At 64.4% G+C, this 26,098-nt stretch carries 26 protein-coding genes; 6 read left to right on the top strand and 20 right to left on the bottom strand.

Annotation, left to right across the window (positions count from 1 at the left end):
• The first annotated feature begins 38 nt into the window (after positions 1-38).
• Positions 39-1,118: a cell wall hydrolase gene (locus AC1MLZ_RS06920; protein ID WP_480960980.1), complete on the top strand. Its 1,080-nt coding sequence runs from the start codon at positions 39-41 to the stop codon at positions 1,116-1,118.
• Positions 1,119-1,417: 299 nt separating this feature from the next.
• Here the strand turns inward: AC1MLZ_RS06920 and AC1MLZ_RS06925 are convergent, their stop codons facing one another.
• From AC1MLZ_RS06925 to AC1MLZ_RS06955, 7 genes are all read right to left on the bottom strand, one after another.
• Positions 1,418-1,648, bottom strand: a complete 231-nt coding sequence (locus AC1MLZ_RS06925) for a hypothetical protein (protein ID WP_056060610.1) — start codon at positions 1,646-1,648, stop codon at positions 1,418-1,420.
• 103 nt (positions 1,649-1,751) lie between these two features.
• Positions 1,752-1,964 (bottom strand): cold-shock protein, encoded by a 213-nt coding sequence (locus AC1MLZ_RS06930; RefSeq protein ID WP_031394996.1) that lies wholly within the window; start codon positions 1,962-1,964, stop codon positions 1,752-1,754.
• A 279-nt stretch (positions 1,965-2,243) separates the two neighbouring features.
• Entirely contained in the window at positions 2,244-2,657 is a 414-nt protein-coding gene (locus AC1MLZ_RS06935) for a glycine zipper 2TM domain-containing protein (protein ID WP_480960981.1), read from the bottom strand.
• 77 nt (positions 2,658-2,734) lie between these two features.
• A complete protein-coding gene (locus AC1MLZ_RS06940; protein ID WP_480960982.1) occupies positions 2,735-3,190 on the bottom strand; it encodes a DUF3597 domain-containing protein in 456 nt (151 codons plus the stop codon).
• Positions 3,150-4,568, bottom strand: coding sequence for a hypothetical protein (locus AC1MLZ_RS06945; protein ID WP_480960983.1), 1,419 nt, complete (start codon positions 4,566-4,568; stop codon positions 3,150-3,152). Before AC1MLZ_RS06945 ends, AC1MLZ_RS06940 begins: the two co-directional genes overlap by 41 nt.
• Complete coding sequence (locus AC1MLZ_RS06950) at positions 4,565-4,807, bottom strand: hypothetical protein (protein WP_480960984.1); 243 nt, start codon at positions 4,805-4,807, stop codon at positions 4,565-4,567. Before AC1MLZ_RS06950 ends, AC1MLZ_RS06945 begins: the two co-directional genes overlap by 4 nt.
• Positions 4,808-5,197: 390 nt before the next feature.
• Positions 5,198-5,512, bottom strand: a complete 315-nt coding sequence (locus AC1MLZ_RS06955; protein ID WP_480960985.1) for a hypothetical protein — start codon at positions 5,510-5,512, stop codon at positions 5,198-5,200.
• A 215-nt stretch (positions 5,513-5,727) separates the two neighbouring features.
• On the opposite strand from AC1MLZ_RS06955, the gene AC1MLZ_RS06960 reads away from it, so the two are divergent.
• A complete protein-coding gene (locus AC1MLZ_RS06960) occupies positions 5,728-6,090 on the top strand; it encodes a hypothetical protein (RefSeq protein WP_480960986.1) in 363 nt (120 codons plus the stop codon).
• An 87-nt stretch (positions 6,091-6,177) separates the two neighbouring features.
• Entirely contained in the window at positions 6,178-6,324 is a 147-nt protein-coding gene (locus tag AC1MLZ_RS06965; RefSeq protein WP_480960987.1) for a BrnA antitoxin family protein, read from the top strand.
• On the opposite strand, the gene AC1MLZ_RS06970 is transcribed toward AC1MLZ_RS06965, so the two are convergent.
• The 4 genes from AC1MLZ_RS06970 to uvrA form a co-directional block, all read right to left on the bottom strand.
• Entirely contained in the window at positions 6,321-6,596 is a 276-nt protein-coding gene (locus AC1MLZ_RS06970; RefSeq protein WP_480960988.1) for a type II toxin-antitoxin system RelE/ParE family toxin, read from the bottom strand. The genes AC1MLZ_RS06965 and AC1MLZ_RS06970 overlap by 4 nt on opposite strands.
• Positions 6,593-6,769 (bottom strand): type II toxin-antitoxin system RelB family antitoxin, encoded by a 177-nt coding sequence (gene relB / locus AC1MLZ_RS06975; protein WP_480960989.1) that lies wholly within the window; start codon positions 6,767-6,769, stop codon positions 6,593-6,595. Before relB ends, AC1MLZ_RS06970 begins: the two co-directional genes overlap by 4 nt.
• Before the next feature lie 80 nt (positions 6,770-6,849).
• On the bottom strand, positions 6,850-8,283 hold the full coding sequence (locus AC1MLZ_RS06980) for an SEFIR domain-containing protein (RefSeq protein WP_480960990.1): 1,434 nt from the start codon (positions 8,281-8,283) through the stop codon (positions 6,850-6,852).
• Positions 8,283-11,183 (bottom strand): excinuclease ABC subunit UvrA, encoded by a 2,901-nt coding sequence (gene uvrA / locus AC1MLZ_RS06985; RefSeq protein WP_480960991.1) that lies wholly within the window; start codon positions 11,181-11,183, stop codon positions 8,283-8,285. Before uvrA ends, AC1MLZ_RS06980 begins: the two co-directional genes overlap by 1 nt.
• A gap of 218 nt (positions 11,184-11,401) precedes the next feature.
• On the opposite strand from uvrA, the gene AC1MLZ_RS06990 reads away from it, so the two are divergent.
• The 3 genes from AC1MLZ_RS06990 (at position 11,402) to AC1MLZ_RS07000 (ending at position 15,666) form a co-directional block, all read left to right on the top strand.
• Positions 11,402-12,223, top strand: coding sequence for an energy transducer TonB (locus AC1MLZ_RS06990; protein WP_480960992.1), 822 nt, complete (start codon positions 11,402-11,404; stop codon positions 12,221-12,223).
• Positions 12,224-12,326: 103 nt separating this feature from the next.
• Positions 12,327-12,920, top strand: coding sequence for a hypothetical protein (locus tag AC1MLZ_RS06995; protein WP_480960993.1), 594 nt, complete (start codon positions 12,327-12,329; stop codon positions 12,918-12,920).
• A gap of 328 nt (positions 12,921-13,248) precedes the next feature.
• Positions 13,249-15,666 (top strand): TonB-dependent receptor domain-containing protein, encoded by a 2,418-nt coding sequence (locus AC1MLZ_RS07000; RefSeq protein WP_480960994.1) that lies wholly within the window; start codon positions 13,249-13,251, stop codon positions 15,664-15,666.
• Between the two features lie 346 nt (positions 15,667-16,012).
• Here AC1MLZ_RS07000 and lpdA read toward each other — a convergent pair whose 3' ends face one another.
• From lpdA to zapE, 9 genes are all read right to left on the bottom strand, one after another.
• A complete protein-coding gene (lpdA, locus tag AC1MLZ_RS07005; RefSeq protein WP_480960995.1) occupies positions 16,013-17,407 on the bottom strand; it encodes a dihydrolipoyl dehydrogenase in 1,395 nt (464 codons plus the stop codon).
• Positions 17,400-17,762: a DUF5615 family PIN-like protein gene (locus tag AC1MLZ_RS07010; RefSeq protein WP_480960996.1), complete on the bottom strand. Its 363-nt coding sequence runs from the start codon at positions 17,760-17,762 to the stop codon at positions 17,400-17,402. Before AC1MLZ_RS07010 ends, lpdA begins: the two co-directional genes overlap by 8 nt.
• Positions 17,763-17,767: 5 nt before the next feature.
• Positions 17,768-18,010 (bottom strand): DUF433 domain-containing protein, encoded by a 243-nt coding sequence (locus AC1MLZ_RS07015; RefSeq protein ID WP_147079310.1) that lies wholly within the window; start codon positions 18,008-18,010, stop codon positions 17,768-17,770.
• A 7-nt stretch (positions 18,011-18,017) separates the two neighbouring features.
• Positions 18,018-19,268 carry a 2-oxoglutarate dehydrogenase complex dihydrolipoyllysine-residue succinyltransferase gene (gene odhB / locus AC1MLZ_RS07020; protein WP_480960997.1) on the bottom strand — a complete coding sequence of 417 codons (1,251 nt, stop codon included), beginning with the start codon at positions 19,266-19,268 and terminating at the stop codon, positions 18,018-18,020.
• 50 nt (positions 19,269-19,318) lie between these two features.
• On the bottom strand, positions 19,319-22,288 hold the full coding sequence (locus tag AC1MLZ_RS07025; RefSeq protein WP_480960998.1) for a 2-oxoglutarate dehydrogenase E1 component: 2,970 nt from the start codon (positions 22,286-22,288) through the stop codon (positions 19,319-19,321).
• 160 nt (positions 22,289-22,448) lie between these two features.
• Complete coding sequence (gene sucD / locus AC1MLZ_RS07030) at positions 22,449-23,333, bottom strand: succinate--CoA ligase subunit alpha (protein WP_332755579.1); 885 nt, start codon at positions 23,331-23,333, stop codon at positions 22,449-22,451.
• 56 nt (positions 23,334-23,389) lie between these two features.
• Positions 23,390-23,686: a GIY-YIG nuclease family protein gene (locus AC1MLZ_RS07035; protein WP_480960999.1), complete on the bottom strand. Its 297-nt coding sequence runs from the start codon at positions 23,684-23,686 to the stop codon at positions 23,390-23,392.
• 72 nt (positions 23,687-23,758) lie between these two features.
• Positions 23,759-24,721, bottom strand: a complete 963-nt coding sequence (gene mdh, locus AC1MLZ_RS07040) for a malate dehydrogenase (RefSeq protein ID WP_480961000.1) — start codon at positions 24,719-24,721, stop codon at positions 23,759-23,761.
• A 263-nt stretch (positions 24,722-24,984) separates the two neighbouring features.
• Positions 24,985-26,076 (bottom strand): cell division protein ZapE, encoded by a 1,092-nt coding sequence (zapE, locus tag AC1MLZ_RS07045; protein WP_480961001.1) that lies wholly within the window; start codon positions 26,074-26,076, stop codon positions 24,985-24,987.
• Positions 26,077-26,098 lie beyond the last annotated feature (22 nt).

Consider the following 26,098-nt stretch of genomic DNA (forward strand, 5'->3'; position numbering starts at 1 on the left):
GGGTAGCTGTCCGTCCCACCGTGGGACGGACGGAATCCGTGCGCGATCGGTTCGGCCAAATCGGCTATGCCGGGCGTTGGGCACGCTCGGCGGGGCAGGTACGAGGAAAGCGGTTGCGCGTTCGGTTGCAGACGGTTCGGTTGATGAAGCGAATCTGGGCGGCGATGGTCGTCACGGTGCTGATCATCGGCGCGGGAATCTCGGCGCATGCTGCACTTCGCGCAATGTCGGCGCGTAGCTCGGCGAACAATCGTGCGAGTATCGCGTCTCCGGTACGCGCCTCGACCACAGCCCCGGTGCTTTCCAATCAGGAAACGGCAGCCCCCGCGGCTGGCGTCACGGGGACCATCGACCTCCCCGACCTGCCAATCCCAGCCGGCGCGACGCTCGATGCGGGCATAGTTCCCGCACGGCCCTTCTCAATGGCCGGCGCACCGGCGCTCGACCGCGACCGCGCACTGCAGTGCCTTACCGCAGCGATCTATTACGAAGCGGCCTCGGAGCCCGATGCGGGCCAGCAGGCGGTCGCACAGGTCATCCTCAACCGTGCGCGGCATCCGGCATTCCCGGGAACGGTATGCGGCGTGGTGTACCAGGGTTCGGAACACGCCGGCTGCCAGTTCAGCTTCGCCTGCGACGGCGCGATGATGCGCGTGCCGGCGCGCGGCGCGTGGGTCCGCGCGGCGCGCGCGGCGGGCATGGCGCTTGCGGGTTATGTCTATGCGCCGGTGGGGTTGGCGACGCACTATCACACCTATGCGGTGACGCCCGCGTGGAACCGAAGCATGGTCATGACCGACGTCGTCGGCGCGCATTTCTTCCATCGGTGGAAGGGGTATTGGGGGACATCCGGCGCCTTTAGCCAACGATACGCTGGCGGCGAGCCTGTGCCCGGGCCGCATGTGTCGGTTGTGCCGCTCGTGCCGCCTACTCCGCAGATGATCGCTGCGGCGACGGCTGGAGCGGTTGCCGTGCCGATTCCAGCTACCGAGGTGGCGGCCGTGGCACAGACCAAGCTTGTTGTTCAGTCACCGGTAGCGCCTGTGGCGTCCGACATGCTGCCACCGGAATCGCAGATACTCGACCGCTGGAAGGATTCGGGCAAGCCGCTGAAATAAGTCACGACGGCCTTGCACGGTACCGCGTCGGCGGCCTCCAATCGGCTGCTCCGCACTTTGGACGCTGGCCGGCTTGGTAAGGTTTCGCGCGGAGGCGCAGAGGACGCGGAGGTGTGGTGTTCCGGGTAAGGTCGGAGACCTTACATCTGTTTTAGAGAAGCTGCAGTTCGGCCAGAACCTCCGCGCTCTCTGCGCCTCTGCGCCTCTGCGCGAACCTCATTGTTAAAAGACAAAGAAAAACCCGGATGCATCGCTGCACCCGGGTTTCGCTTCAAACAATCGAACCTCGGAGATCCGGCCTATTCGGCGGGGACCATCGACGGAGTGCCGATCATCATGCGCTCGCCGCCGGGAGGGGCAGCTTCGCGGGCAGCGCGGAGGATCTGGGTGCGTTCTGCGCGCGAGGCCATGTCGTCCCAGGCCTTTTCGGCGCGGCGGCAGCGATCGCGGACGTTGTCGAGGAGGGCGGCATCGCCGTTGCGACGCTCTTCATCAGCGCGGGCCCGGTAAAATTCTGGATTATCGGCCATGCTGGTGCGCTCCTGCGGGAAATTTTAAAGGGGTGATGCGGCGACCGTTATGGCCGCCGCATCGCAACCGAGATCAGGTTGGCGAATTACTCCGCCAGCGAGATCAATCGGCTGGCTGGAGGTTCACAGCCGACTGCTTGCCACGCTTGTCGGGCTCGAGCTCGTAGGTGACGCGCTGGTTCTGGTTCAGCGTCGGCATGCCGGCGCGCTCAACCGCGGTGATGTGCACGAATGCATCGTTGCCGCCGCCATCCGGCGCGATGAAGCCATAGCCCTTGTCGGCGTTGAAAAACTTGACGGTTCCGGTGATAGCCATGAATTGGCTCCTTCTTAGTATAAGGTAACCCGACGTTCGGGTGACCCGTGCCGCGGAGCAGGGAAAGAAGGAGAAAGGTGCCGCAAAGCGCCAAGAACCGTCGATATGCGACTGTAGCTGAGTGCTATATGGGCCAAGACCGCCGGAATTGCAAATCTTGCCGGTCAAATGGGTCTAGAACTGCGTCGAGTACCGCGGATAATATTTTCGCGTACACCGCCGGCGCTCAGCCGTCATATAAATCGACCGGCACCGATATTTCGGCGCCGGTCTAGGGATTTAGCGGCAGCGCGTGTCGTTGCTCGAGCGATCGACCGCACGACCGGCGAGCGCACCGCCGGCAGCCCCTAGCACGGTGCCGAGCAGGCCCGAGCCGCCGGGTGCGATCACGTTGCCGAGTACGCCGCCCGCGACTCCGCCGACGATCAGCCCGGTGGTGCCGTCGTTGCGACGGCAATAGTAACGTCCGTCGTTGCCGCGATAGACACGCTCGTTGCTCGACAGGCGGCGCTCGCGGTAACGGCGGTCGTCCCGGTAATAGCGGCCGGCGTCATAGCCGCCATATGCCGGATCGGGCGCGTTATAATCGTAGGAGCGATAGCGCGGGTCGACGCCGTAGCGGCTTCCTCCGTCACCGACGCAGCCGGCAACCAGGGTGGAGGCGGCCAGCAGGCCCAGCGTCATAGCGCGCATTTCGTGTCCTTTCAGACGGTTGATACTGAAAGCGTAATGATCGGCGCCGGGGTTTGGTTGCCGGCGCCAGTTGCGCCTCAGTCCTTGAGGGTGGCGGGCACGGTGCCGCCGTTCTTTTCCAGCTCGCGCATCACGGCCTTTTGCAGCCAGATGTTCATCTCGGCGCTGCCGTCCTTCGCACCGGTATAGCCGAGCTCGGTGGCGAGTTCCTTGCGGTTGTCGAGGCTCGAATCGAGATCGAGCAGCTTCATCAGGTCGACGATCGAGGTGCGCCAGTTTAGGTTCGAACCCTTGTTCGTGGCGATGCCCGACAGGACGGCCTCGACGTCGACCGATTTCGGTGCCGGGGCCGTGACAGGCGTTGCTGCGGGCGCCGCTTGCGGCGTGGGTGCGGGTGTCGCCTGGGGCTGTGCGGCGGTGGTCTGCGTTGCGGGTGCGGGCGCGGGCGCGGGCTTTGGCGTGCCGAAATGGCCGCTGCCGAGCGGGCCCTTCTCACCAAAGATTGCGGACTTGATCTTGCTGAAGATGCTCATGGGGGTCTCCGTCGATTGAGAGTTTGACGGCGGGAGAACGCCCGGTGGCGGACTTGGGTGCAGGATTCGCGGCCGCCGGCGCCAGATCGACCGCGACATGCGACGCGCCGGGAGTGGCAACGGGCTCGGCATCGTCGTCCCTTTCAGGGTCGGGTTCCGCCGGACGTTCCGGATCGAAACTCCAGGCGAGCGCAGCGACGCGCGCCGCATCGGTCTCGGCCACCGCCTCGGCCTCGTCATCCGCGATAAGCCCGCAGCCCACCGCATAGCCGACGAACCAGCTGTCGCGGTCCGCGCCCTCGACGACGAACCGCTCGGCGATCTCGCGGTCGCGCGGCGCGTCGAGGATGATCACCTCGTCCTCGGAACATTCGCGGCTGTAATCGTCGTCACCGAATTTGCCGCCTTCTTCCCCGTCATAGTTGCTCGGTGGTGGGAAGCGGGTGCGCCAGACGTCCGTGCCAGCGTCCCACCAGACAGGGCATTCCCCTTCCGAATCGTCGGGCTCGATCGCCGGAAGTGCAGGAAGTGCAGACGCTGGCACGGGTTTCGGCGGCACGGGTTTCGACGGCGCGGGTTTCGACGGCGCAGGTTTCGGGACGGGCTCTGGCGCGAGACTGAGCAGCCCGGCAGCCTCCGCGCGCGCCCATTGCTCGGCGGTCCAGCCTGCGCGGGCCGCGGGGTCGAGATCGGCGACGTCGATCTCCGACGCGAGGCCGGCGGCGCTGCGGAGCCAGCGGTCGGCGCGGGCGAGCGCGATGATCGGTGCCATCCCCTCCCCTGCCCCGGTCGACCCGACGCGTTCGCCGAGGAACAGGCCGGCGCGGGCTGGGCCGGCATCGCGCTCGACGAGGTCGAGGAACGCGTCGAACTCGGTCGCGATCAGGCGTGCGGCGGCACTGGTGCTCTCGCTCTCCTCGGCATGGCGATCGAGCCGGGCGAGCAGCGACATGGCGAGGCGGTTGTCGTAGCGATGGCGCTCGATAACGTCGCCATCGGGCCGCGTGACGCGCTCGATCTGGCCGACCATCGCGCGACAGAACAGCGCTTCGGCGACGATCGGCCGCGCGACGAGCTTGGCAGCGTCCCAGCCGAGCGCGAACGCCGCGCCTGATGCGCGGCGGCGCAGGCCGTACGCGGTGCGTGGCGACAGGCCGACGCTGGCGGTCGCCTCGTCGACGGTGGCGCCCTCGGCGATGCGTTCGAGAAAGCCGCGCTGGCGCTCCGGGCTCCAGCCGTCGATGCGCTGGCGATGGCGCGGCGTGGCGGCGTCGGTCGGCGGCGGGGCGATTTGATGCGGGCGGGTAGCGTTCGGCGGGTCGGCGGGTGCGGCTTCAAGATGGGTCGCGTCGCCCTGTTCTCGGAGAGCGGCAGTCACTTGCGCATGGTCCGGGCGAGCGCGGTCCAGCGGTCGCGGTTGGCGGCGATCTCGGGCGATACGGGCATGCGGTTTCCGATCCGGCCGGCGTCGACGTGCGCCTGCCAGGCCATGACGTGGCGGACCGCGTCCGGGAGATGGTCGGGGATCGGCGGCTCGTCGCGCGGCCTGGGGGCGGGCGCTGCGCGCTTGGCCATGTGGCAGGGTCGCGGATCGGCCGGGGTGGGTGCGTTCGCCATGATCGATCCTCGCCTGAAGAGAGGACCGATCAGGTATGCCGGATCGGGATGTGTAGGACAGCGGTTTCGTGGGGGTGGTGCGCTGCCCCTCCCTCATCCTGACGAACGTCAGAACCCGGGGTTACGGGGTGCGCCGCTCTTGGCTCCGGGTCCTGACGTTCGTCAGGATGACGGAGGGGCGGATGAGCGAGGGTGGTGGCGGCAGAACCGACGTCGGCCAGCCCCTGTTTGATCCTCCCCCGCAAGGGAGAGGTGGCGCCGCAGGAGACGGAGGGGGAGGACACGGAACAGAGGTCGTCGCTTACCTCCCCCTCCGTCTGGCAAGGGCCAGCCACCTCCCCCTGGCGGGGGAGGGTTAGCGGGGGTGCCTAGCCCTGCCCCCGATCCGCCTCAGCCGAGCGTCGAGCCGCGATCCTCGGCGAACGACGGCGCATGGCCGGTGGCGGGGCGCAGCGACTCGCGCTCTTCCTTGGTTGGGACGGCGGTGGGATCGGGGCGGAACGCCTCGGGTGCGCGGTCGTGCGGGCCGGGATGTGGGCGGTCGAGCGCGAGATCGGGGACGGCATGCTCGGCGGGGTTCTTCTTGGGGCGCAGGAAGACGGCGAGCAACGCCCCGCCGAGACCGATCGCCGCGGCGCCGATCGACAGCGCGTTGAGGCCGAACGTCTTGGGCTTGGCGGGCTTGTGGGGTTGAGGCTTGGTCATGGCGGTTTCCGTTTCTGAATGCGCGATCCCAACGGGCGGGCGCGGCGGGCGGTTCCGTCGGTGGGGACGCCGCCGGAACGGAGCAATCTCGCCAATGCGTACCCGACAGACGTGGCACACATGACGCCTCAAGAAACGGGAGGATGATCATGCAGAGCAAGGGTAGGTTCGCTAGAGCGGCGCTGGTCGGCATCGTGGGAGTCGGGATAGGCGTCATGGGCCTGGGGACAACGAAGGCCATTGCGCAGGAAAGAGCGCCGGCGATAGAGTTCGCGCGGAACGCGGGGCCGGCGGATATGCGGGACGACCGGATCGAGCGGATCACCGGCGACTTGAGTGGTTCGATCGGACGATGGACGGGCGTACGCAGTTGTGGCGATGCCAGCCGGGCGACCGATGCGCGGCAGGCGGCGTACGAGCGCTGGATCGGCCAGCAGACGCTGGCGCGGCGCGGCAGGATATTGCTTGTCGCTGGCGTTGGCCCTGCACGCTGGGAGTCCGAGAACCGACGACGCAACGGCAAGCGCAGCTGCAAGGGCTGGTACGAGTCCGCCCCGGTATATGCGCACTTCTACTGACTCAGGTCCCGCGACCATATCCGAAACGGATCGGTCGCGGACGTTGCGCAAGGGGCCAGCAAAGGCTCTCCGGGGCCGAATGGCGTCGTGAAGGGCCGCCCGCCGCCGAGCGACCGGGTCAAGCAGAAGATGACGTTGCGGCTCGATCCGGACGTGCTGGCGAAGTTTCGCGACGGTGAGCCGGGGTGGCAGGGGCGGATCAATGCGGCGTGGCGGACGGCGGCGGGGCTTTAGGGATATTGCTGGCGGGCGTGGAGCACGGCGAGGATCTCGATGGTCTCGGTGACGCGGTAGACCAGGAGGTAGTTTGGATGAACCACCGCCTCGCGGGTGCCCGCCAGCCTTCCGGAGCGGTAGATATAGGGATGATCGGGCAGGTTCTCCGCCGCATGCACGATGGCGGCGTTCAATCGCTCCGCGGCCGCGAAGTTACGCGCGCCGATGTAATCTAGAATGTTCAGCAGGTCGCGCATCGCATCGTCCGTCCAGACGAGCGGCAGCGTCAACGCGGTTTGTGTTTGTCGAGGATAGCCTGCGCCATTGCCATTACTTGATCGTGCGGGATGCCGGGCTTGTCCGACGCCATCGCGCGCTCGACCTTGGCGCGGAACCACGCGTCGTATGCGGCGGCGTCTTCACTGGTCGCGAATTCCGACTCGATGGGAGTTAAGTGCGCCATAGTCTACACATGATGTATGCCATTTAGCTGCAACGATCTACTGATCAACTAAAATTAATTCGACGAAATATGAAACCCCCTTAATCTTTCCAAGATTCCGATATCGCAACCAAATTAGTCAACTGAACAACATCGGCTGTTGACCAAGCCCCGCTCCACTCAGGATTTCTGATTTCACGCGATTTGAATTTATCAATCAATGATATGAGATCATTTCTAGTCTCAAGCCCCAGCAATTTCAAAACTGCGGCCCTATTTTTTGGAGCCGTAGCCCGAATATACCAGGGCAACGCCCCCTGCTCGTCTGCAACGTATATTGCAGAGTTCGGCCACCAACGATCTCCCATGTTCGCAGATCTGACGAACAGGGCCAAATCTGCTTGAACGAAATCTCGAAAGCTAAATCCCGCAGCCTCGCAAACCTGCTTAATGAGGTCCCCGTGAAGAGAAAGCCTCCTAAGGCCAAGCCTATCGTTCCGGGTATCCAGTGAACGTAAAAAAGCTGCCATACGTCCGAATGAAACACTCTTAGCGGTCATGCCGCCGTGATCATCCAAGACAAACGGCTCCGTCAACATATCGTCAGCGACTTGCGCCTGAGCATTATCAACAAGGAGGGCGATTGAAGCGACCAGCATGAACTGTCCGTAAAACTTAATTAAATCCCCGCTCCAATTGGTATGGCCTTTTTCATATTGAGAAAGCAGCTTTTCGAGATATCGATGCATCTCTTCGCCGGCAATTTGAGCGGTTCGTTCATTTCTAACAGCTTGCTTAAAAACGCCTAATACTCGAGAAATGAGAGGAGACAAAGCTACGATGCCGTTGTATATTTGCTCATCTTTTGGCAAATCGTTGCCACTCTCGGCCAGTGGCAAAGCATCATCGGCCGAGATATTTCGAAAGAATTGGACCACTGCGTTGGAGCTTCCCGCCCCATCGGGTTGACTGCGGCTCGTTCGACTAAATTCGGCTTGCCGTCTAATGACTGGGGATATCTTGTCGTCGCTAAATGCCGGCGACGAACCAATTTGCGGTTCGATATAGAGCGGTTTATCGTAACACCATCGTAATAGTTGCTCAAGGCGGTCGCTGTACAGATTATCGTCCACGAAGTCGATGTAAATACGCGATCTTAAGAACACCGGTAATAAAGCTCGGCCATTCTCATCGTTTTCGCGGCAAACAGCAACAAACTTAGTTTGGTCAACTTTGCCGTACAACTCTCCCGACATGATTTGTGACTCGGCACCAACCCCGCCAACCCGCTGATCAGCACGTTCCGCGTACTTTCTGTCACAAACAATAATAACTTTACTTACGTCAGCCTTGGTAACCATCTGCTCCATAAAAGCATGGGCATCCTGCCCTTCTCGTAAATGCCATTTATCGAGGATTGTATCCACGCCGTTCGTTCGTAGATCAGTGGCGAGCTGAACCACCCAATCCATATGTTGCTGGTCGCTCCAACTATAGGACACGAATAGCCGGGGCTGAGTGTTATCTGCCGTCATTATTTCGCCCCCTCGATAACCCGCTTCTCCAGCAACGGCGCCAGATACTTCCCCGTGAAGCTGCCCTTGGCCTTCGCAACCTTCTCCGGCGTGCCTTCGGCGACGATCTCGCCGCCCTTGACGCCGCCTTCCGGACCCAGGTCGAGGACCCAGTCGGCGGTCTTGATGACGTCGAGATTGTGTTCGATCACGACGACCGTGTTGCCTTGCTCGACCAGCGCGTGGAGGACTTCGAGCAGCTTCCGCACGTCTTCGAAGTGGAGCCCGGTGGTGGGTTCGTCGAGGATGTAGAGCGTGTTGCCGGTGGCGCGGCGCGAGAGTTCCTTGGCGAGCTTGACGCGTTGCGCTTCGCCGCCCGAGAGCGTCGTCGCCTGCTGGCCGACCTTGACATAGCCGAGGCCGACCTCGACCAGCATCGCCATCCTGTCGCGGATCGGGGGGACCGCCTTGAAGAACTCGGCGGCGTCCTCGACCGTCATGTCGAGCACGTCGGCGATCGAATGGCCCTTGAACTTCACCTCGAGAGTCTCGCGATTGTAGCGCGCGCCGTGGCAGACGTCGCAGGTGACGTAGACGTCGGGGAGGAAGTGCATCTCAATCTTGAGCACGCCGTCGCCCTGGCACGCCTCGCAGCGGCCGCCCTTGACGTTGAAGCTGAAGCGGCCGGGCTTGTAGCCGCGCGCCTGCGATTCCGGCAGGCCGGCGAACCAGTCGCGGATCTGCGTGAAGCTGCCGGTGTAGGTGGCGGGGTTGCTGCGCGGGGTGCGGCCGATCGGCGACTGATCGATGTCGATGACCTTGTCGAGATACTGGAGGCCGGTGATCTTGTCGTGCTTGCCCTGGACGATGCGCGCGCCGTTCAGCTCGCGCGCGGCGGCGGCGTAGAGCGTGTCGATCGTGAAGCTCGACTTGCCCGAGCCGGAGACGCCGGTGATGCAGGTGAAGGTGCCGAGCGGGAGGCTGGCGGTGACGCCGCGCAGGTTGTTGGCGACCGCGTTGTGGACGGTGAGCTTCTTGCCGTTGCCCTTGCGGCGGGTTTCGGGGACGGGGACGCTGCGGGTGCCGTTGAGGTAATCGGCGGTGATGCTGCCCTTCGACTTGAGGATCTGTTTCAGCGTGCCTTGGGCTACGACCTGGCCGCCGCGGACGCCGGCGCCGGGGCCCATGTCGATGATGTAGTCGGCGGTGCGGATCGCGTCCTCGTCATGCTCGACGACGAGCACGGTGTTGCCGAGATCGCGCAGACGGCGGAGCGTCTTGAGGAGCATGTCGTTGTCGCGCTGGTGCAGGCCGATCGAGGGCTCGTCGAGGACGTAGAGCACGCCGGACAGGCCGCTGCCGATCTGGCTTGCGAGGCGGATGCGCTGGGACTCGCCGCCGCTTAGCGTGCCGCTGGTGCGATCGAGGTTTAGGTAGTCGAGGCCGACATTGTTGAGGAAGCCGAGCCGCTCGACGATCTCCTTGAGGATGCGTTCGGCGATCGCGTTCTGCTGGTCGCCGAGGTGCTGCGGCATGTCGGTGAAGAACTGGAGCGCGTCGACCACCGAGAGATGCGTGGCGTAGCTGATGTCTTTCATCGCGATCTTGACCGCGAGCGCCTCGGGTTTCAGGCGCGCGCCGCCGCAGACTTCGCAGGGGGCGGCGGACTGGTACTTGCTCAGTTCCTCGCGCATCCAGGCGGAGTCGGTCTGGAGCATGCGGCGGTTGAGGTTGCCGATGACGCCTTCGAACGGCTTCGACACGTCGTATTTCTTCTTGCCGTCGATGAAGGTGAGCGTGACGGGCTTGCCCTTCGAACCGTGCAGGATGACGCTCTGGACCTCCGGCGGGAGGTCGGACCAGGGCGTCTCGATGTCGAATTGGAATTCGCGCGCGAGGCTGCCGAGGACCTGCATGTAATACGGGCTCGGAGGGTTGGATTTTGCCCAGGGGACGACCGCGCCCTTCTTGATGCTCAGCATGTGGTTGGGGACGACGAGGTCTTCGTCGAACAGCAATTTCTCGCCGAGGCCGTCGCAGGCAGGGCACGCGCCCTGGGGGGCGTTGAACGAGAACAGGCGCGGCTCGATCTCGGAGATGGTGAAGCCGCTGACGGGGCAGGCGAACTTCTCGGAGAAGACGATGCGGCCGTCGGGGGCGTTGTTGCCTAGGATCTCGGACTTGGGGGTGTGCGGTTCGACCGGGTCGGCGGGGTCGACATAGGCGAGGCCGTCGGCGAGTTTGAGGGCGGTTTCGAAGCTTTCGGCGAGGCGCGTGGCTATCTCGCCGCCTACGACGAGGCGGTCGACGACGACTTCGATGTCGTGCTTGTACTTCTTGTCGAGCGCGGGGGCTTCGTCGATGTCGTAGATCTCGCCATCGATGCGGACGCGCGCGAAGCCCGCCTTCTGCCACTCGGCGAGTTCCTTGCGGTACTCGCCCTTGCGGCCGCGAACGACAGGGGCGAGCAGGTAGAGGCGCGTGCCCTCGGGGAGCGCCATGACGCGGTCGACCATCTGCGACACGGTTTGCGCGGCAATCGGTTCTCCGGTGGCGGGGGAATATGGCGTGCCTACGCGCGCCCATAGCAGGCGCATGTAGTCGTAGATCTCGGTGACGGTGGCGACCGTCGAGCGCGGGTTGCGCGAGGTCGTCTTCTGCTCGATCGAGATCGCGGGCGACAGGCCCTCGATATGGTCGACGTCGGGCTTCTGCATCAGCTCGAGGAACTGGCGGGCGTAGGCGGAGAGCGATTCGACGTAGCGGCGCTGGCCCTCGGCGTAGATCGTGTCGAAGGCTAGGCTGGACTTGCCCGAGCCCGACAGCCCGGTGATCACCGTCAGCGTGTCGCGGGGGATGTCGATGTCGACGTCCTTGAGGTTGTGCTCGCGCGCGCCGCGTACGGAAATCTTGGTCAGCATGAGGCTGGTTCTACTTCTGTTCTGATCGGGAGACTAGTGGGAGAGATAGGAATGCATGAGCCCGGGTGCCAGTTCATCCGCGGCAATCGATTGCGCGGCTTCCATACTAGCGTCGATCAATGGTCTCGAACGCGGCTTGAAACGCCGCCACATATTGGCGACAACCAAAGCGCCGACCGGCACGTCAAGGGGGACGATATGATGCAGGACATTCGCCGATGCCGATGATGACGGCACTGGCCGTGGCGGCCGCGATGGCCGAGCCCATAGCCGCTGTACCCATGACGCCATCGAGCAAGTGGAACGTCGATTACGGCGACACGGCCTGCACGCTCGGCCGGACATACGGTACCGGCAAGGCGGAGACGATCATGGCCCTGCGCAGGGTGCCGCTGGCAACGTGGCTCGACCTGATGGTCTACACCAACGATCGAAACCCGACGATGCGGCTGGGGCAGGCCAAGATCAGCATAGGGGGCGGTGGATCGGACGAGAGCCGGTACGAAAGCTATCCGACACAGGTCTCGGGGAAGCGGATGACGCGGATGCCCGTCGACGCCGCGCTGTTCGAGACGCTGCCGGCCGACGCCGTGCTTCGGGTCGCGCCGGACAAGATGCCGGGATGGGCGTTCGCCGTGCCTAAAGCGAAGGCGGCGTTCGAGGCTTTGGCGAAGTGCAACGATGCGACGGTCAAGCTGTGGGGGATCGATCCGACCGAGCGATCGCGGATCGCCCAGCCAGCCAGCGCGACAGGATCTCCGGGGAACTGGATTTCGACCGGCGACTACCCGATGTCGGTGGTCGGCAAGGGTGCGCAGGGGACGTCGATGATCCTGTGGACGATCGGCCTGGACGGCCGCGCCGCCGATTGTCGGACGGTGGTGACGAGCGGCGAAGTCGAACTCGACAAGGCGGCCTGCCGCGCGATCATGTCGCGGGCGCGCTATACGCCGGCGCTCGGCTTCGATGGCAAGCCGATGATCAGCCACTCGACGCACAAGGTGACGTGGCGATTGCCGGGAGCGTGGGCCGGCAAATAATCAGCCGTCGGACCAATCGCCCCGGTCGCCGCGCCGGGGTTGCACTGCTGCATTGGTGTATTATCTTTGTCGTACACATAGATCGAACGGCACAGAGGACGACATGGGCAAGAAGAAGGACGAGCGTAAGCGGCGCGAGCGCGAGGCCGAGATGGAGGCGGCACGTGGCGCCATGGATGGTCGGCATGAGAGCCACGCGCGCGAGGCACATGAGGCCGACGCCGCGGCGCACGACGATCGCGAACACGCCAGTCGCGAACATGGCCGCCATAAGCATGAGGGCCGCAAGCATGACGGCGGCACGCCGTTCGCCGGAATCGCCGCGACGATCGCGCGGCAAATGGGGACGCCTGCCGGACGGCAGTTGATTGCGGCGGGCCTTATGGCGGCGGCGGCGGCGATCGCGAAGCATGACGCGAAGCCAAGTGCTCGGTCGAAGCCTCCGACGCCCCCTGCCTCGCCCTCGCCGCAGGCTGAGCCTGTAGCGTCGAAGGTCGAGCCGGACATGGCGGCCGAGTCGACCAAGCCGCAGGGCAATGGTCCGTTCGCCGGGGATACGCCGGAGCCGCCGCGGAGCGAGACGAACACGCTGCCGCCGGAATTCGCGAAGGTGCTGGACTCGGTCACGGTGGGGCTGGAGCGGTTGTTCGTCGGGTTCGGCAAGCCGACCGGGAAGAAGGACCCGCCTGCCGCTTGACTGTGCAGGACCGCGACGCCGTAAGCGGCGTTGCGGTCCAGTGCGGGCGGCTCAGGCGGCCTTTATGTAGACGTGCGAACGGAGGAATGCGTGACGGACGCGACCGGCCGGGTTGCGATCTTCGGGGGCGATTTTGCCGTTGGTCGGACAGCTCACCGTGCGCCTAACGGCGGTGCGCCTGGACGGCTGGCCATCGTCGCGCACACGGTTCGTCCTGTTTGCGACGGCTAATTAAATCTGACGCAAATCCGTAATCCCGCTGTCCCGAGCTCCTCATAGGCGCTGCCCCGGGAGTGACGATCGATCGATCTCACTAAGGGGTTTCAAGATGACCGAGTTTTCGAGCCGCATCGCGCGGTTGTTGTGTGGTGCCGTCGGCGCCGTCGCGATCGGTACGGTTCCGGGCGTCGCCGTCGCGCAATCCCTGATATCCGTCGAGGCCGAACCGGGCGCGGTGACGTCGCCCACCAGCGCGGCGGATCCTTCGCCCGCTCCTGCCGGACAGGACGATACGATCGTCGTCACGGGCGCGGCGACGCGGTCGGTGACGCAGGTCAGCGGCGTCGACATGCAGAAGATCCTGCCGGGTGTCAGCCCGTTGAAGGCGTTGCAGACGCTGCCCGGCGTGACGTTCCTGACCGCCGATCCGTGGGGCAACAACGAACAGAACATCTCGCTGTTCGTGCACGGTTTCAATGCGCAGCAGCTTGGCTACACGCTCGACGGCCTGCCGCTCGGCGACCAGAATTACGGCAATTACAACGGCCTGTCGCCGCAACGCGCGATCATCTCGGAGAACGTTTCTCGCGTCACGCTGGCAAGCGGCGCGGGCGATCTCGGCACCGCATCGACCAGCAATCTCGGCGGGACGATCGACACGTTCTCGAGCGATCCACGCAAGGATCTCGGCGCCCAGGTCGACCAGACGCTCGGCAGCCATTCGACCTCGCGGTTGTTCGCGCGGATCGACAGCGGGACGTTCGGCAACGGCAACAGCTTCTACATCTCCGGCTCGCGCCAGAAGGCGAAGGCATGGGATTTCAACGGCATCCAGGGTGGGTACCAGGCCAATGCGAAGTTCGTCCACGACGACAGCAACGGCAAGCTGACGCTGTACGGCGCCTTTTCGGACAAGACCGAGCCGAACGAGGATTCGACCGTCGTCACCACCGCGACGCAAGGAACCGCGCCGTATGTGCGCCCCTTCGTCTACCCCGATTTCGGCGCGATGCTCGCCTATCTCAACTCGGGTGCGTACAAGGCGGACGGCGCGAACTATCGCAATTATTACGGCGTGGCGGCGCGTACCGATTACCTCGGCTACGTCAAATACGACTGGAACGTCAGCGACCGCGTGACCTTCTCGAACCAGGCTTATTATCATCATAACGACGGCGTCGGTGTCATCGGCGGCCCGATCGACGTCGCCGGCCTGCCCCGGCTGTTCTCGTTCTATTATCCCGGCCAGAATTTGACGACCGTGTTCGGCGGATCGGGGCTCGCGACACGCACCACAGAATATCGGATCGATCGCGGTGGTCTGGTCTCCACCGTCGCGCTCGATCTCGGCGCGCATCACGTCGAATTCGGTGCATGGTACGAGCATCAGAGCTCGTCCGCCTATCGTCGCTGGTATCCCTTCCCGGTCAACGATCCGAGCACGCCGTACCAGCGCCCGCGCGAGGAGCTGACGCCGCTGATCACGCAATATCACAGCGAAGTGCGCGTCGACGAATATCAGGCGCATATCCAGGACAGCTGGAAGCTGCTGCCGACGCTGACCATACTCGGCGGCGTCAAGAGCACGTTCCAGAACGCACCGCAGCGCGTGCCGACGCAGCCGATCCCGGGCTCGTTCACCGGCTCGGTCGCGCTGCCGGTCGGCAAGATCGACACGCACAAATACTTCCTGCCACAGCTCGGCGCACTCTGGGATGCGACCGACGACGAGCAGGTGTTCGTCAACGTGCAGAAGAACATCCGCCAGTTCCAGACCAGTGCCGCGGCAGGGTTGTCGCCATTCGCGCTCGGCAGCCAGGCGGCGTTCGACCTGTTCAAGCAGGACGTCGAGCCGGAGACGAGCTGGACCTATGAAGCGGGCTTGCGCTCGCACCATGCGCTCAATCTCGGCCCGCTCACCGGGTTCGAGGGCCAGATCAGCGTCTACCATGTCGACTTCAGCAACCGCCTGCTCGGGATCAGCCCCAACCCGGTGGTGACCGCGGTCGTCAGCGGCGCGGCGATCCTGCAGAATGTCGGTGCGGTGAAGACCGACGGGTTCGACATCGCCGGCACCTTCCGGTTCGGCTCGCACTTCTCGTTCTATGACGCGCTGTCGTATAATAATTCGCGCTACGAAGAGAACTACATCAGCGGTACGAGCACCGTCGCGACCGCGGGAAAGAAGGTACCGGGCAGCCCGGACTGGCTCAACAAGTTCACCGCGTCGGCCAATTACGGGATTTTCGACGCGCAACTGGTCGGCGATTATATCGGCAAGCGTTTCGCGACCTATACCAACGATCTGGCGGTGCCGTCCTACTTCACGCTGTCGGGGCGGCTGGCGGCGCGGGTGCCGTTGGCGGAGGGGCAGATCGTGCGGACCGCGACGGTGAGCCTCAACGTGACGAACATCACCAACAAGCGTGCGGCGTCGACGCTGAGCATTGGTGCGGCGAGCGGGACGTTCAACCAGTTCCCGGTCGCACCGCGGCAGTGGTTCGGGACGATCAGCGTCGGGTTCTGACGCTGGGGGGCGTTCGATGGAGTGGGGCGGCCTGATCGTTCAGGCCGCGTCGCACTTCGCCACATAACCTGTTCCCCCCGCGAAAGCGGGGGCCCAGGGTCCGGAGGGTTGACACTTCGGATTTGGACCGGCCGGGCAGAGCGGCACGTCATTCGGGTGGATATCGGTATTTCGCTGGGCTCCCGCGTCCGCGGGAGAACCAAAGCTTACCTTCCGGGCAGTCCACCGTTCCTTTGAGAAAACAGAACCAGGGCCTGCTTGGCGGACAGGGGCAAAGCCCCTGTCGTCGGACGGCGCTGGAGCGCCGCCGGCCGGGCAAGCCCTTTAGATTCACATTTAGCTTTTGCTAAATGTGAATGGGCTTGCCCTGCACCGCCATCGCCGCTTCCTTGATCGCTTCGGCATGCGTCGGATGCGCGTGGCAGGTGTAGGCGATGTCCTCGCTGGTCGCGCCGAATTCCATCGCGATGGTGGCTTCGGCGATCAGCGTGCCGGCGAGGCTGGAGATGATCCAGACGCCGAGGACGCGATCGGTCTTCGCGTCGGCGATGATCTTGACGAAGCCGTCGGTGTCGCGGTTGGTCTTGGCGCGGCTGTTCGCGGCGAACGGGAACTTGCCGACCTTGATCTCCGTCTTTTCCTTCGCAGCCTCTTCCGTCAGGCCGACACCGGCGATCTCGGGCATCGTATAGACGACGCTCGGGATGACGTCCTCGTTGACGATGCCGGTCTGGCCGGCGATGTTTTCCGCGACCGCGACGCCCTCGTCCTCGGCCTTGTGTGCGAGCATCGGGCCGGGGACGCAGTCGCCGATCGCCCAGACGCCATCGACCTTGGTGCGGAACGAGTGGTCGGTCTCGATCTGGCCGCGCTTGTTGAGTTCCAGACCGATCGACGCGAGGTTGAGGCCGTCGACGTTCGCCTTGCGGCCGATCGAGACGAGTACCGCGTCGGCGGTCAGCGTCTCGGACGCGCCACCCGCTGCGGGCTCGACGGTGACGGTCGCGACGCCGTTGTCGACGGTGACGCCGGTGACCTTGGTCGAGAGCTTCAGCTCCATGCCCTGCTTCTTGAACAGCTTGGCCGTCTCGCGGCGGACTTCGCCGTCGAAGCCGGGGAGGATCTGGTCGACGAACTCGACGACGGTGACCTTCGCGCCGAGGCGACGCCAGACGCTGCCGAGTTCGAGGCCGATCACGCCGCCGCCGATGACGACCATGTGCTCGGGCACCTTGGGGAGTGCCAATGCGCCGGTGCTGTCGACGACGGTCACCTGATCGATCTCGACGCCAGGGAGCGACATCACGCTCGAGCCGGTGGCGATGACGATGTTCTTGGCGGTGACCTTCTGGCCGGCGATTTCCACCGTATGCGCGTCCTGGAACGCGGCGAGGCCCTTGAGCCAGGTCACCTTGTTCTTCTTGAACAGGAATTCGACGCCGCCGGTCAGTTCCTTGACGGCCTTGGCCTTCTCGGCGTGCATCTGGTCGAGGTTCAGCGTGACGCCTTCGAAGTTCACGCCGAACTTCGTCATGTGGCCGCCCTTGGCTTCCTCGTAGATCTCGGATGCGTGGAGCAGCGCCTTGGACGGGATGCAGCCGACGTTGAGGCAGGTGCCGCCGAGCGTCTCGCGCGATTCGGCGCAGGCGGTGCGCAGGCCGAGCTGCGCTGCACGGATCGCCGCGACGTAACCGCCGGGGCCCGCACCGATCACGAGGACGTCATAGTCGTAGTCAGCCATTGTCTTTGCTCTTCGCTGGGAGGGGAACAGAGCGATCACGCTTCGTCCCGATGACAGTCATATGGCCATTGCACTCGTCGAATTCGAGGAGTGGCAACAACCGCGGAAGGATCTGTTCGACGTCGTCCGGCTCGAACCGGACATAGATGATGCCGGGCGGTGCGGCCGCTTGCTTCAAGAAGACCAGTTCGCCGAAATCACGATCACACGTGATAAGGAAGCGATCTTCAGCGACCGCATAAGCAAGAATGACGTCGTCCTTTTCGTCGGGCAGAACGACAGAAGCGCGTACGACATCATGACCAACTGCACTCAGGACGCGAGCGATGCGGCTACCGATGTTCGCATCGCACATCAGCCTCAAGCCGCGCGTGCCCGGCCGATCGCGACATAGCTTTCGTCGTGCATGAGGTCTGCGGCAAACAGCGCGGCGGCACGGAGGTGCTCGGAAAGCACCCCCGGATATTCTTCCGCGATCTGGTCATAGGACCATCCCGCGCCAACCAGCTTCAGGACACGTTCCACGGTATAGCGCGTACCCCGAAAGACGGGCTTGCCGCCCATGATGCCGGGGTCCGAGTGAATGTGGTCGCGCCAGTCCATTGCTACCTCACAGGTCGATAAGAATCCGCGTCGGATCCTCGATAGCATTTTTCAGCGCCACCAGGAACGTCACGGCTTCGCGGCCGTCGATCAGGCGGTGATCGTAGCTGAGCGCGAGATACATCATCGGGCGGATGACGATCTGGCCGTTCACGACGACGGGGCGTTCCTCGATGCGGTGGAGACCCAGCACAGCCGACTGCGGCGGGTTGATGATCGGGGTCGACATCAGCGAGCCGAACACGCCGCCGTTCGAGATCGTGAAGGTGCCGCCCTTCATCTCGTCCATCTTGAGCGCGCCTTCCTTGGCACGCTTGCCGAAGTCGCCGATCGTCTTCTCGATCGTCGCGACTGACATCTGGTCGGCGTCGCGGATCACGGGGACGACGAGGCCGCCCGGCGACGAGACCGCGACCGAGATGTCGGCGTAATCGTGATAGACGATGTCGTCGCCGTCGATCGAGGCGTTGACGCTAGGAATGTCGCGCAGCGCCATGGTGGCGGCCTTCACGAAGAAGCCCATGAAGCCCAACCGGACGCCGTGCTTCTTCTCGAACAGGTCCTTGTACTTGGCGCGGGCCGCGATCACCGCGGTCATGTCGACGTCGTTGAACGTCGTCAGCATCGCGGCGGTGTTCTGCGCTTCCTTGAGGCGCTTGGCGATCGTCTGGCGGAGGCGCGTCATGCGGACGCGCTCTTCGCCGCGACCCGAGGCCGCAGCGGGGGCCGCTGCCGGGGCGGGCGCTGCTGCAGGAGCGGCCGGAGCAGGCTTGCTCGAAGCAGCCGCGGTCACGTCTTCCTTGGTGATGCGACCGTCGCGGCCGGTGCCCTTGACCGTGCCGGGATCGACGCCGTGCTCCAGCACCGCGCGGCGGACCGACGGGGAGAGAGCTGCCGGCGACTCGCTGGTGCCGGTACCGGGCTGATCGCCGTAGCCTGCGCCCGACGTGGTCGGCGCGGGAGCAGACGGCGTTGCGGTTGCGGCAGGCTCCGGCGCCTTGGCCGAAGCGGCGGCGCCATCACCGGCGTCGATCGTGGCTAGCATGCCGCCGACCTGGACGGTGTCACCGACAGCAACAGCGTGCTGGCCCATGATGCCGGCGACCGGCGAAGGGACCTCGACCGAGACCTTGTCGGTCTCGAGGCTGGCGATGGGCTCGTCGACGGCGACAGGATCGCCGGGCTGCTTAAGCCACTCGCCGAGGGTGGCTTCGGTGATCGATTCACCCAGGACGGGGACGGTGACTTCGGTTGCCATGATCTTCTACCTCTTCAATCCCCGCACAGGCGGAGATGCAGGAATTGGAGTTATGCGCCAGCCTTGCCGGCAGAGCGTTCGTCTTCGGTTTTGCGCGCGCGGCGGATTTCGTCGCGCACGGAATGGCCGAGCGCGTCGGCGACGAGCGCGCCCTGTTCGGCCTGGTGACGCTTCATCAGGCCGGTCGCGGGCGACGCCGAGGCGTTGCGGCCGGCGTAGCGCGCGCGCTTCACCGGCGAGTTCACGCTTGCCAGCGCCTCCTCGATCAGCGGCTCGACGAAGAACCAATAGCCGTTGTTCTTCGGCTCTTCCTGCGCCCAGACGATCTCTTCCAGGTTCGGCATCCGTGCGACGCGCTCGGCGATCGGGTTGCCGGGGAAGGGATAGAGCTGTTCGACGCGGACGATCTGCGTGTCGGTGCCGCCCGCCGCGTTGCGTGCCTCGATCAGGTCGTACGCGACCTTGCCCGTGCACAAAACGAGCCGCTTCGTATCGACGTCGGCAGCCGGATTGGTATCCGAAAGCAGGCGGCGGAAGTGGCTGTCGCCCTGGAAATCCTCGGCGTTCGAGACTGCGAGCTTGTGGCGCAGCAACGACTTCGGCGTCATCACGATCAACGGCTTGCGGAAGTTGCGGTGCATCTGCCGGCGAAGCAGGTGGAAATAGTTCGCCGGGCTGGTGCAGTTCGCGACCTGGATATTGTCGTCCGCGCACGATTGCAGGAAGCGCTCGGGACGTGCCGAGCTATGCTCTGGCCCCTGCCCTTCATAGCCGTGCGGGAGCAGCATCACGAGGCCGTTGGCGCGGAGCCACTTCGACTCGCCGGACGTGATGAACTGATCGATCATGATCTGCGCGCCGTTGACAAAATCGCCGAACTGCGCCTCCCAGAGGACGAGCGTCTTCGGGTCGGCGAGCGCGTAGCCATATTCGAACCCGAGCACACCGTATTCGGACAGCGGGCTGTCGAGCACTTCGAAGCGACCGTGTTCGATCTCCTGCAACGGCACGTACTTATGCTCGTCGGTCTGGTCGACCCACACGGCATGGCGCTGCGAGAAGGTGCCGCGACCCGAATCCTGGCCGGACAGGCGAACGCCGTAGCCTTCCGAGAGCAGGCCGCCGAACGCGAGCGCCTCGCCGGTCGCCCAGTCGAAGTTCTTGCCCGTCTTGAACATCTCGCGCTTGGCATCGATCACGCGGGCCAGCGTCTTGTGGATCTTCACGCTGTCCGGAACGGTCGTCAGCGTGCGGCCGAGCGAGTCGAACAGCTTCGTGGTCAGGCCGGTCTCGACGTTGCGACGGGCAGAGCCGCCATCGGTCGGCGCGCTGAGGCCGGTCCAGCGTCCGCCGAACCAATCGGCACGGTTGGGCTTGTAGGACGACCCAGCTTCGAACTCGCCTTCGAGACGGAGCGTGAACTGCTTCACATTCTCGTCGACCCAGGCTTGGTCGATCACGCCTTCCTTGATCAGGCGATCGCCGTACACCGACGAGACGCCGGGGTGCTTGCGGATGATGTCGTACATGAGCGGCTGCGTGAAGGACGGCTCGTCGCCTTCGTTGTGGCCGAAGCGGCGATAGCACCACATGTCGATGACGATATCGCGGTGGAACTTCTGGCGGAATTCCATCGCCATCTTGGTCGCGAAGGTAACCGCTTCAGGATCGTCGCCATTGACGTGGAAGACCGGTGCCTGGACGCCCTTTGCGACGTCAGACGGGTAAGGCGACGAGCGCGCGAACTGTGGCGAGGTCGTGAAGCCGACCTGGTTGTTGATGATGAAGTGGACGCAACCGCCGGTGTTATAGCCGCGGATGCCGGAGAAGCCGAGGCACTCCCAGACGATCCCCTGCCCCGCGAACGCCGCGTCGCCGTGGATCAGCACGGGGAGCGAGGCGGCGTGGTCCTTCAGATCGTTGTTGAGCGTCTGGATCGCGCGCGTCTTGCCGAGCACGACGGGATCGGCGGCTTCGAGATGCGACGGGTTGGCGACCAGGCTCATGTGAACCTTGTGGCCGTCGAACTCGCGATCGGTGCTGGTACCGAGGTGATACTTCACGTCGCCCGAGCCGCCGATGTCATCGGGGTTGGCCGAACCGCCGGCGAATTCGTGGAAGATCACGCGCAATGGCTTAGCCATCACGTTGGCGAGCACGTTGAGGCGACCGCGATGCGCCATGCCGATGACGATCTCGCGCACGCCCATCTGGCCGCCGTACTTGATGACGCTCTCGAGCGCGGGAATCATCGATTCGCCGCCGTCGAGCCCGAAGCGCTTCGTGCCGACATACTTCTTGCCGAGGAATTTCTCCCACTGCTCGGCCTGGATCACCTTGGTGAGGATCGCCTTCTTGCCGTCGGTGGAGAATTCGATCGCCTTGTCCTGGCCCTCCATGCGCTCCTGGAGGAAGCGGCGCTCCTCGACGTCGGAGATGTGCATGTATTCGAGGCCGACATTGCCGCAATAATTCTTGCGCAACGTGTCGACGAGTTCGCGGATCGAGACCCATTCGAAGCCCATCGTGCCGCCGAGATAGACCTTCCGGTCGATGTCCGCGTCGGAGAAGCCGTGATATTCGGTCTTCAGATCCTCGGGCATCTCGCGCTTCGACAGACCGAGCGGATCGAGGTTTGCGGTGAGGTGGCCACGCACGCGGTAGGTGCGGACGAGCATCTGTGCGCGGATCGCGTCGGCCGCGGCCTTGGCGATCTCTTCCTTCGAGACGGGTGCGGGCGCTGCTGCAGCGGGGGCGGGCTTGCCACCCTTGGCGGGCTTGGGCGCGGGCTCCATCTGAGTCGGATCGAGCGCGGCGGTCAGGTCATCCGTGGTGGTGAGCGGCCAGCGGGCGCTCTCCCAGCTCGGGCCCTGCGCGGAACCTTCGAGACCCTCGAAGAACGCGCGCCAACCGGATTCGACCGAGGCCGGGTCCGCGTTGAACTTGGCGTAGAGCGTCTCCACGAACGCCGGGCTGACGCCGGCTGCGATATCGCTGAAATCCTGGCCTTCGTAGCCCATCGTTCTCGTCCTCAATTTCCCTCTCCCCGCGGGGGAGAGGGAGGGGCCCGCCCGCACTTGCGGGTGGGAGGGTGAGGGCACGGGCGGTCACGTGCCCTCACCCTTCCGCTGCCAAAAGGCAGCTCCTTCCCTCTCCCCGAACGGGAGAGGGGTAGTTCAATCAGCCCTTCAACACGCTCAGCAGCGTCTCGCCGAGCAGGCTGGGGCTTTCCGAGACCTTGATCCCGGCAGCTTCCATCGCCGCGATCTTGCTCTCCGCGTCGCCCTTGCCGCCCGACACGATCGCGCCGGCATGGCCCATGCGACGGCCCGGAGGCGCCGTACGGCCGGCGATGAAGCCTGCCATCGGCTTCGACCGACCGCGCTTGGCTTCGTCGCGGAGGAACTGAGCCGCCTGCTCTTCTGCGTCGCCGCCGATTTCGCCGATCATGATGATCGACTGGGTCTCGTCATCGGCGAGGAACAGTTCGAGCACGTCGATGAAGTTCGTGCCGTTGACCGGATCGCCACCGATGCCGACCGCGGTCGTCTGACCAAGGCCTGCGTTCGACGTCTGGAACACCGCCTCATAGGTGAGCGTGCCTGAACGGCTGACAACGCCGACCGAGCCCTTCTTGAAGATCGAGCCGGGCATGATGCCGATCTTGCACTCGCCGGGGGTCAGCACGCCGGGGCAGTTCGGACCAATGAGCCGCGACTTGGAGCCGGACAGCGCGCGCTTGACCTTGACCATGTCGAGCACCGGAATGCCCTCGGTGATCGCGACGATCAGCGCGATCTCGGCGTCGATCGCCTCGAGGATCGAATCGGCCGCGAAGGGAGGCGGCACGTAGATGACCGATGCGGTCGCGCCGGTCATCGCCTTGGCCTCGGCCACGGTGTTGTAGACCGGCAGGTCGAGGTGGGTGGTGCCGCCCTTGCCGGGCGTAACGCCGCCAACCATCTGCGTGCCGTATTCCAGCGCCATCTTTGTATGAAAGCTACCGGTTTCGCCGGTCATGCCTTGCGTGATGACCTTGGTGTTCTTGTCGACGAGGATGCTCATCTAATTTTCTTTCTCTTGTTCCCCGGCGGAGGCCGGGGCCCAGTTGGGAAGGCGGATCAGTTTGGCGTCAGCGAATCGAACAGATCATCCCAGTTCGGGTTCATCCCTTCGATCTCTTTCACCTTCCAGTCCCGTTTCCATTCCTTCATCCGCAGCTCGCGCTGCCGGGCGGCGTCCAGATCGTCATAGGCTTCGTACCATACGAGCAGATGACAACCATGTTTCTTCGTGAACCCTGCGACGACACCGTTGCGATGCTCCCATACGCGTTTGGGAAGATTGCTGGTGACGCCGAGATAGATCGTCCCGTTCCGCCTGCTGGCCATGATGTAGACGCAGAAGGCGGTGTCCATCTCGGGAGTTCTCCCAACTGGGCCCCGGCCTTCGCCGGGGAACAGCAGATTGGTTCAGCTCAGTTCCTCAAATCAGTTCAGCGAACCGTCGATCGCCTTGCAGGCGACCAGCAGTTCCTTGACCGCGTCGACCGACACGGTGAGGTTCTGCTTGGCTTCGTCGTCAAGCTTGATCTCGACGATCTTCTCGACGCCGCCCGCACCGATCACCACCGGCACGCCGACGTACAGATCGGTAAGGCCGTACTCGCCGGAAACGTACGCCGCAGCCGGCAGCACGCGCTTCTGGTCGTACAGATACGCCTCGGCCATCGCGATGCCACTGGTGGCGGGCGCGTAATAGGCACTGCCCGTCTTCAGCAGGGCGACGATCTCGCCACCGCCGCCGCGCGTGCGCTTGACGATCGCGTCGATCTTTTCCTGGCTCGACATGCCCATCGCGATGAGATCGGGAACCGGGATGCCCGACACGGTCGAGTAGCTGATGACTGGGACCATCGTGTCGCCGTGGCCGCCGAGCACGAAGCTGGTGACGTCCTTGACCGAGACCTTGAACTCGTCGGCGAGGAAGTGGCTGAAGCGTGCCGAGTCGAGCACGCCGGCCATGCCGACGACCATGTGGTGCGGCAGGCCCGAGAACTCGCGGAGTGCCCAGACCATCGCGTCGAGCGGGTTGGTGATGCAGATCACGAATGCGTTCGGCGCGTTGGCCTTGATGCCCTCGCCGACGGCCTTCATGACCTTCAAATTGATGCCGAGCAGGTCGTCGCGGCTCATGCCGGGCTTCCGTGCGACGCCAGCGGTGACGATGATGACGTCAGCGCCGGCGATGTCGGCATAGTCGTTCGAGCCGGTGATCTGCGAGTCGAAGCCTTCGACCGGGCCGCACTGCGACAGGTCGAGCGCCTTGCCCTGGGGGATGCCCTCGGCCACGTCGAACAGGACGATATCGCCAAGGCCCTTGAGTGCTGCGAGGTGCGCGAGCGTACCGCCGATGTTACCGGCGCCGATCAGCGCGATCTTCTTGCGAGCCATTCCAATCCGTCTCCGTCTGATGTGCGGGGTGATTGGTGACGCCGGTTACGCGCATTATCCCGCTACGGCAACCGTTAAAGCGGAAAAGTGACGGCGTTATTGCGAGTAGTTCGCATGTGCAATAAGCGTTGACCATACCTGCCTGCGTCCTCCGTCACCCCGGGCTTGTTCCGGGGTCCACGGTTCCGCACACCCGATAGTCGTGAGAACGCGGAACAGTGGATGCCGGAACAAGCCCGGCATGACGGAGTGATTTGGGTCACCTAGAGGTGGCCTTCCGCGAGGTATTCCTCGGACCGCATCTCTTCCAAGCGGCTGATCGTGCGGTCGAACTCGAACCGCCCGTCGCCCTTCTCGTAGAGGTCGCCCGGCTCCGCATCAGCGGCGGCTAGCAGCTTTACCTTATGCTCGTACAGCGCGTCGATCAGCGCGACGAAGCGCGCAGCCTCGTTGCGGTTCTCGGGCCCTAACTTGGGGATGCCGACGAGGATGACCGTGTGGAATTTCCGCGCGATGGCGAGGTAGTCGGCCACGCCCCTCGCCTCTCCGCACAGCTTCTTGAAGCTGAACACCGCCACACCCTTGAGCGATTTCGGTACGCGCAACGTGCGGCCCTGGACGATCAGGTCCTCGGCGGGGACGTGCTCGCTGTCGTCTGTCGAGAAGTCGGTGAGGCGGAAGAATGCGGCGGAGAGCTGCGCGGTCGCTTCGGGGCCGTTGGGGACTAACCAGGTGTCCTGCGTGCCGAGGCGGTCGCGGCGATAGTCGACCGGGCCGTTGAGCGGGAGCACGTCGAGGCGCTGCTCGATGGTCGCGATGAAGGGCAGGAAATGCTCGCGGTTGAGGCCGTTCTTGTAGAGATCGGCGGGCGGGCGGTTCGAGGTGGTGACGATCGTCACGCCGGAATCGAGCAGCGACGTCACCAGCCGCGACAGGATCATCGCGTCGGGACTGTTGGTGACCATCATCTCGTCGAATGCGAGCAGGCGGGTTTCCTCGGCGATCGCGGTGGCGACGGGGACGATCGGGTCGCCGACTTCCTTGCGACGCTCGGCGGCGATGCGCGCGTGGACCTCGAGCATGAACTCGCCGAAATGGACGCGACGCTTCTTCTCGACGGGGGCGTTTGCGAAGAACAGGTCCATCAGCATGGACTTGCCGCGACCGACACCGCCCCAGAGGTAGACGCCGCGGGGGTCGGGCTTTTTCGAGAAGCGGGCGAAGAAGCCGGTGGATTTGGGGGTGGCGAGTTCGGTGGCGAGGGTGTTCAGACGCGCTGCGGCGGCGGCCTGCTCTGGATCGGGGCGGAGTTCGCCTGAAGCTACGAGTGCCTCATAGGCCTTGAGTACCGTCATTTCCGTTCCCCCGCGCAGGCGG

Source organism: Sphingomonas sp. PEI4, assembly GCF_056679955.1.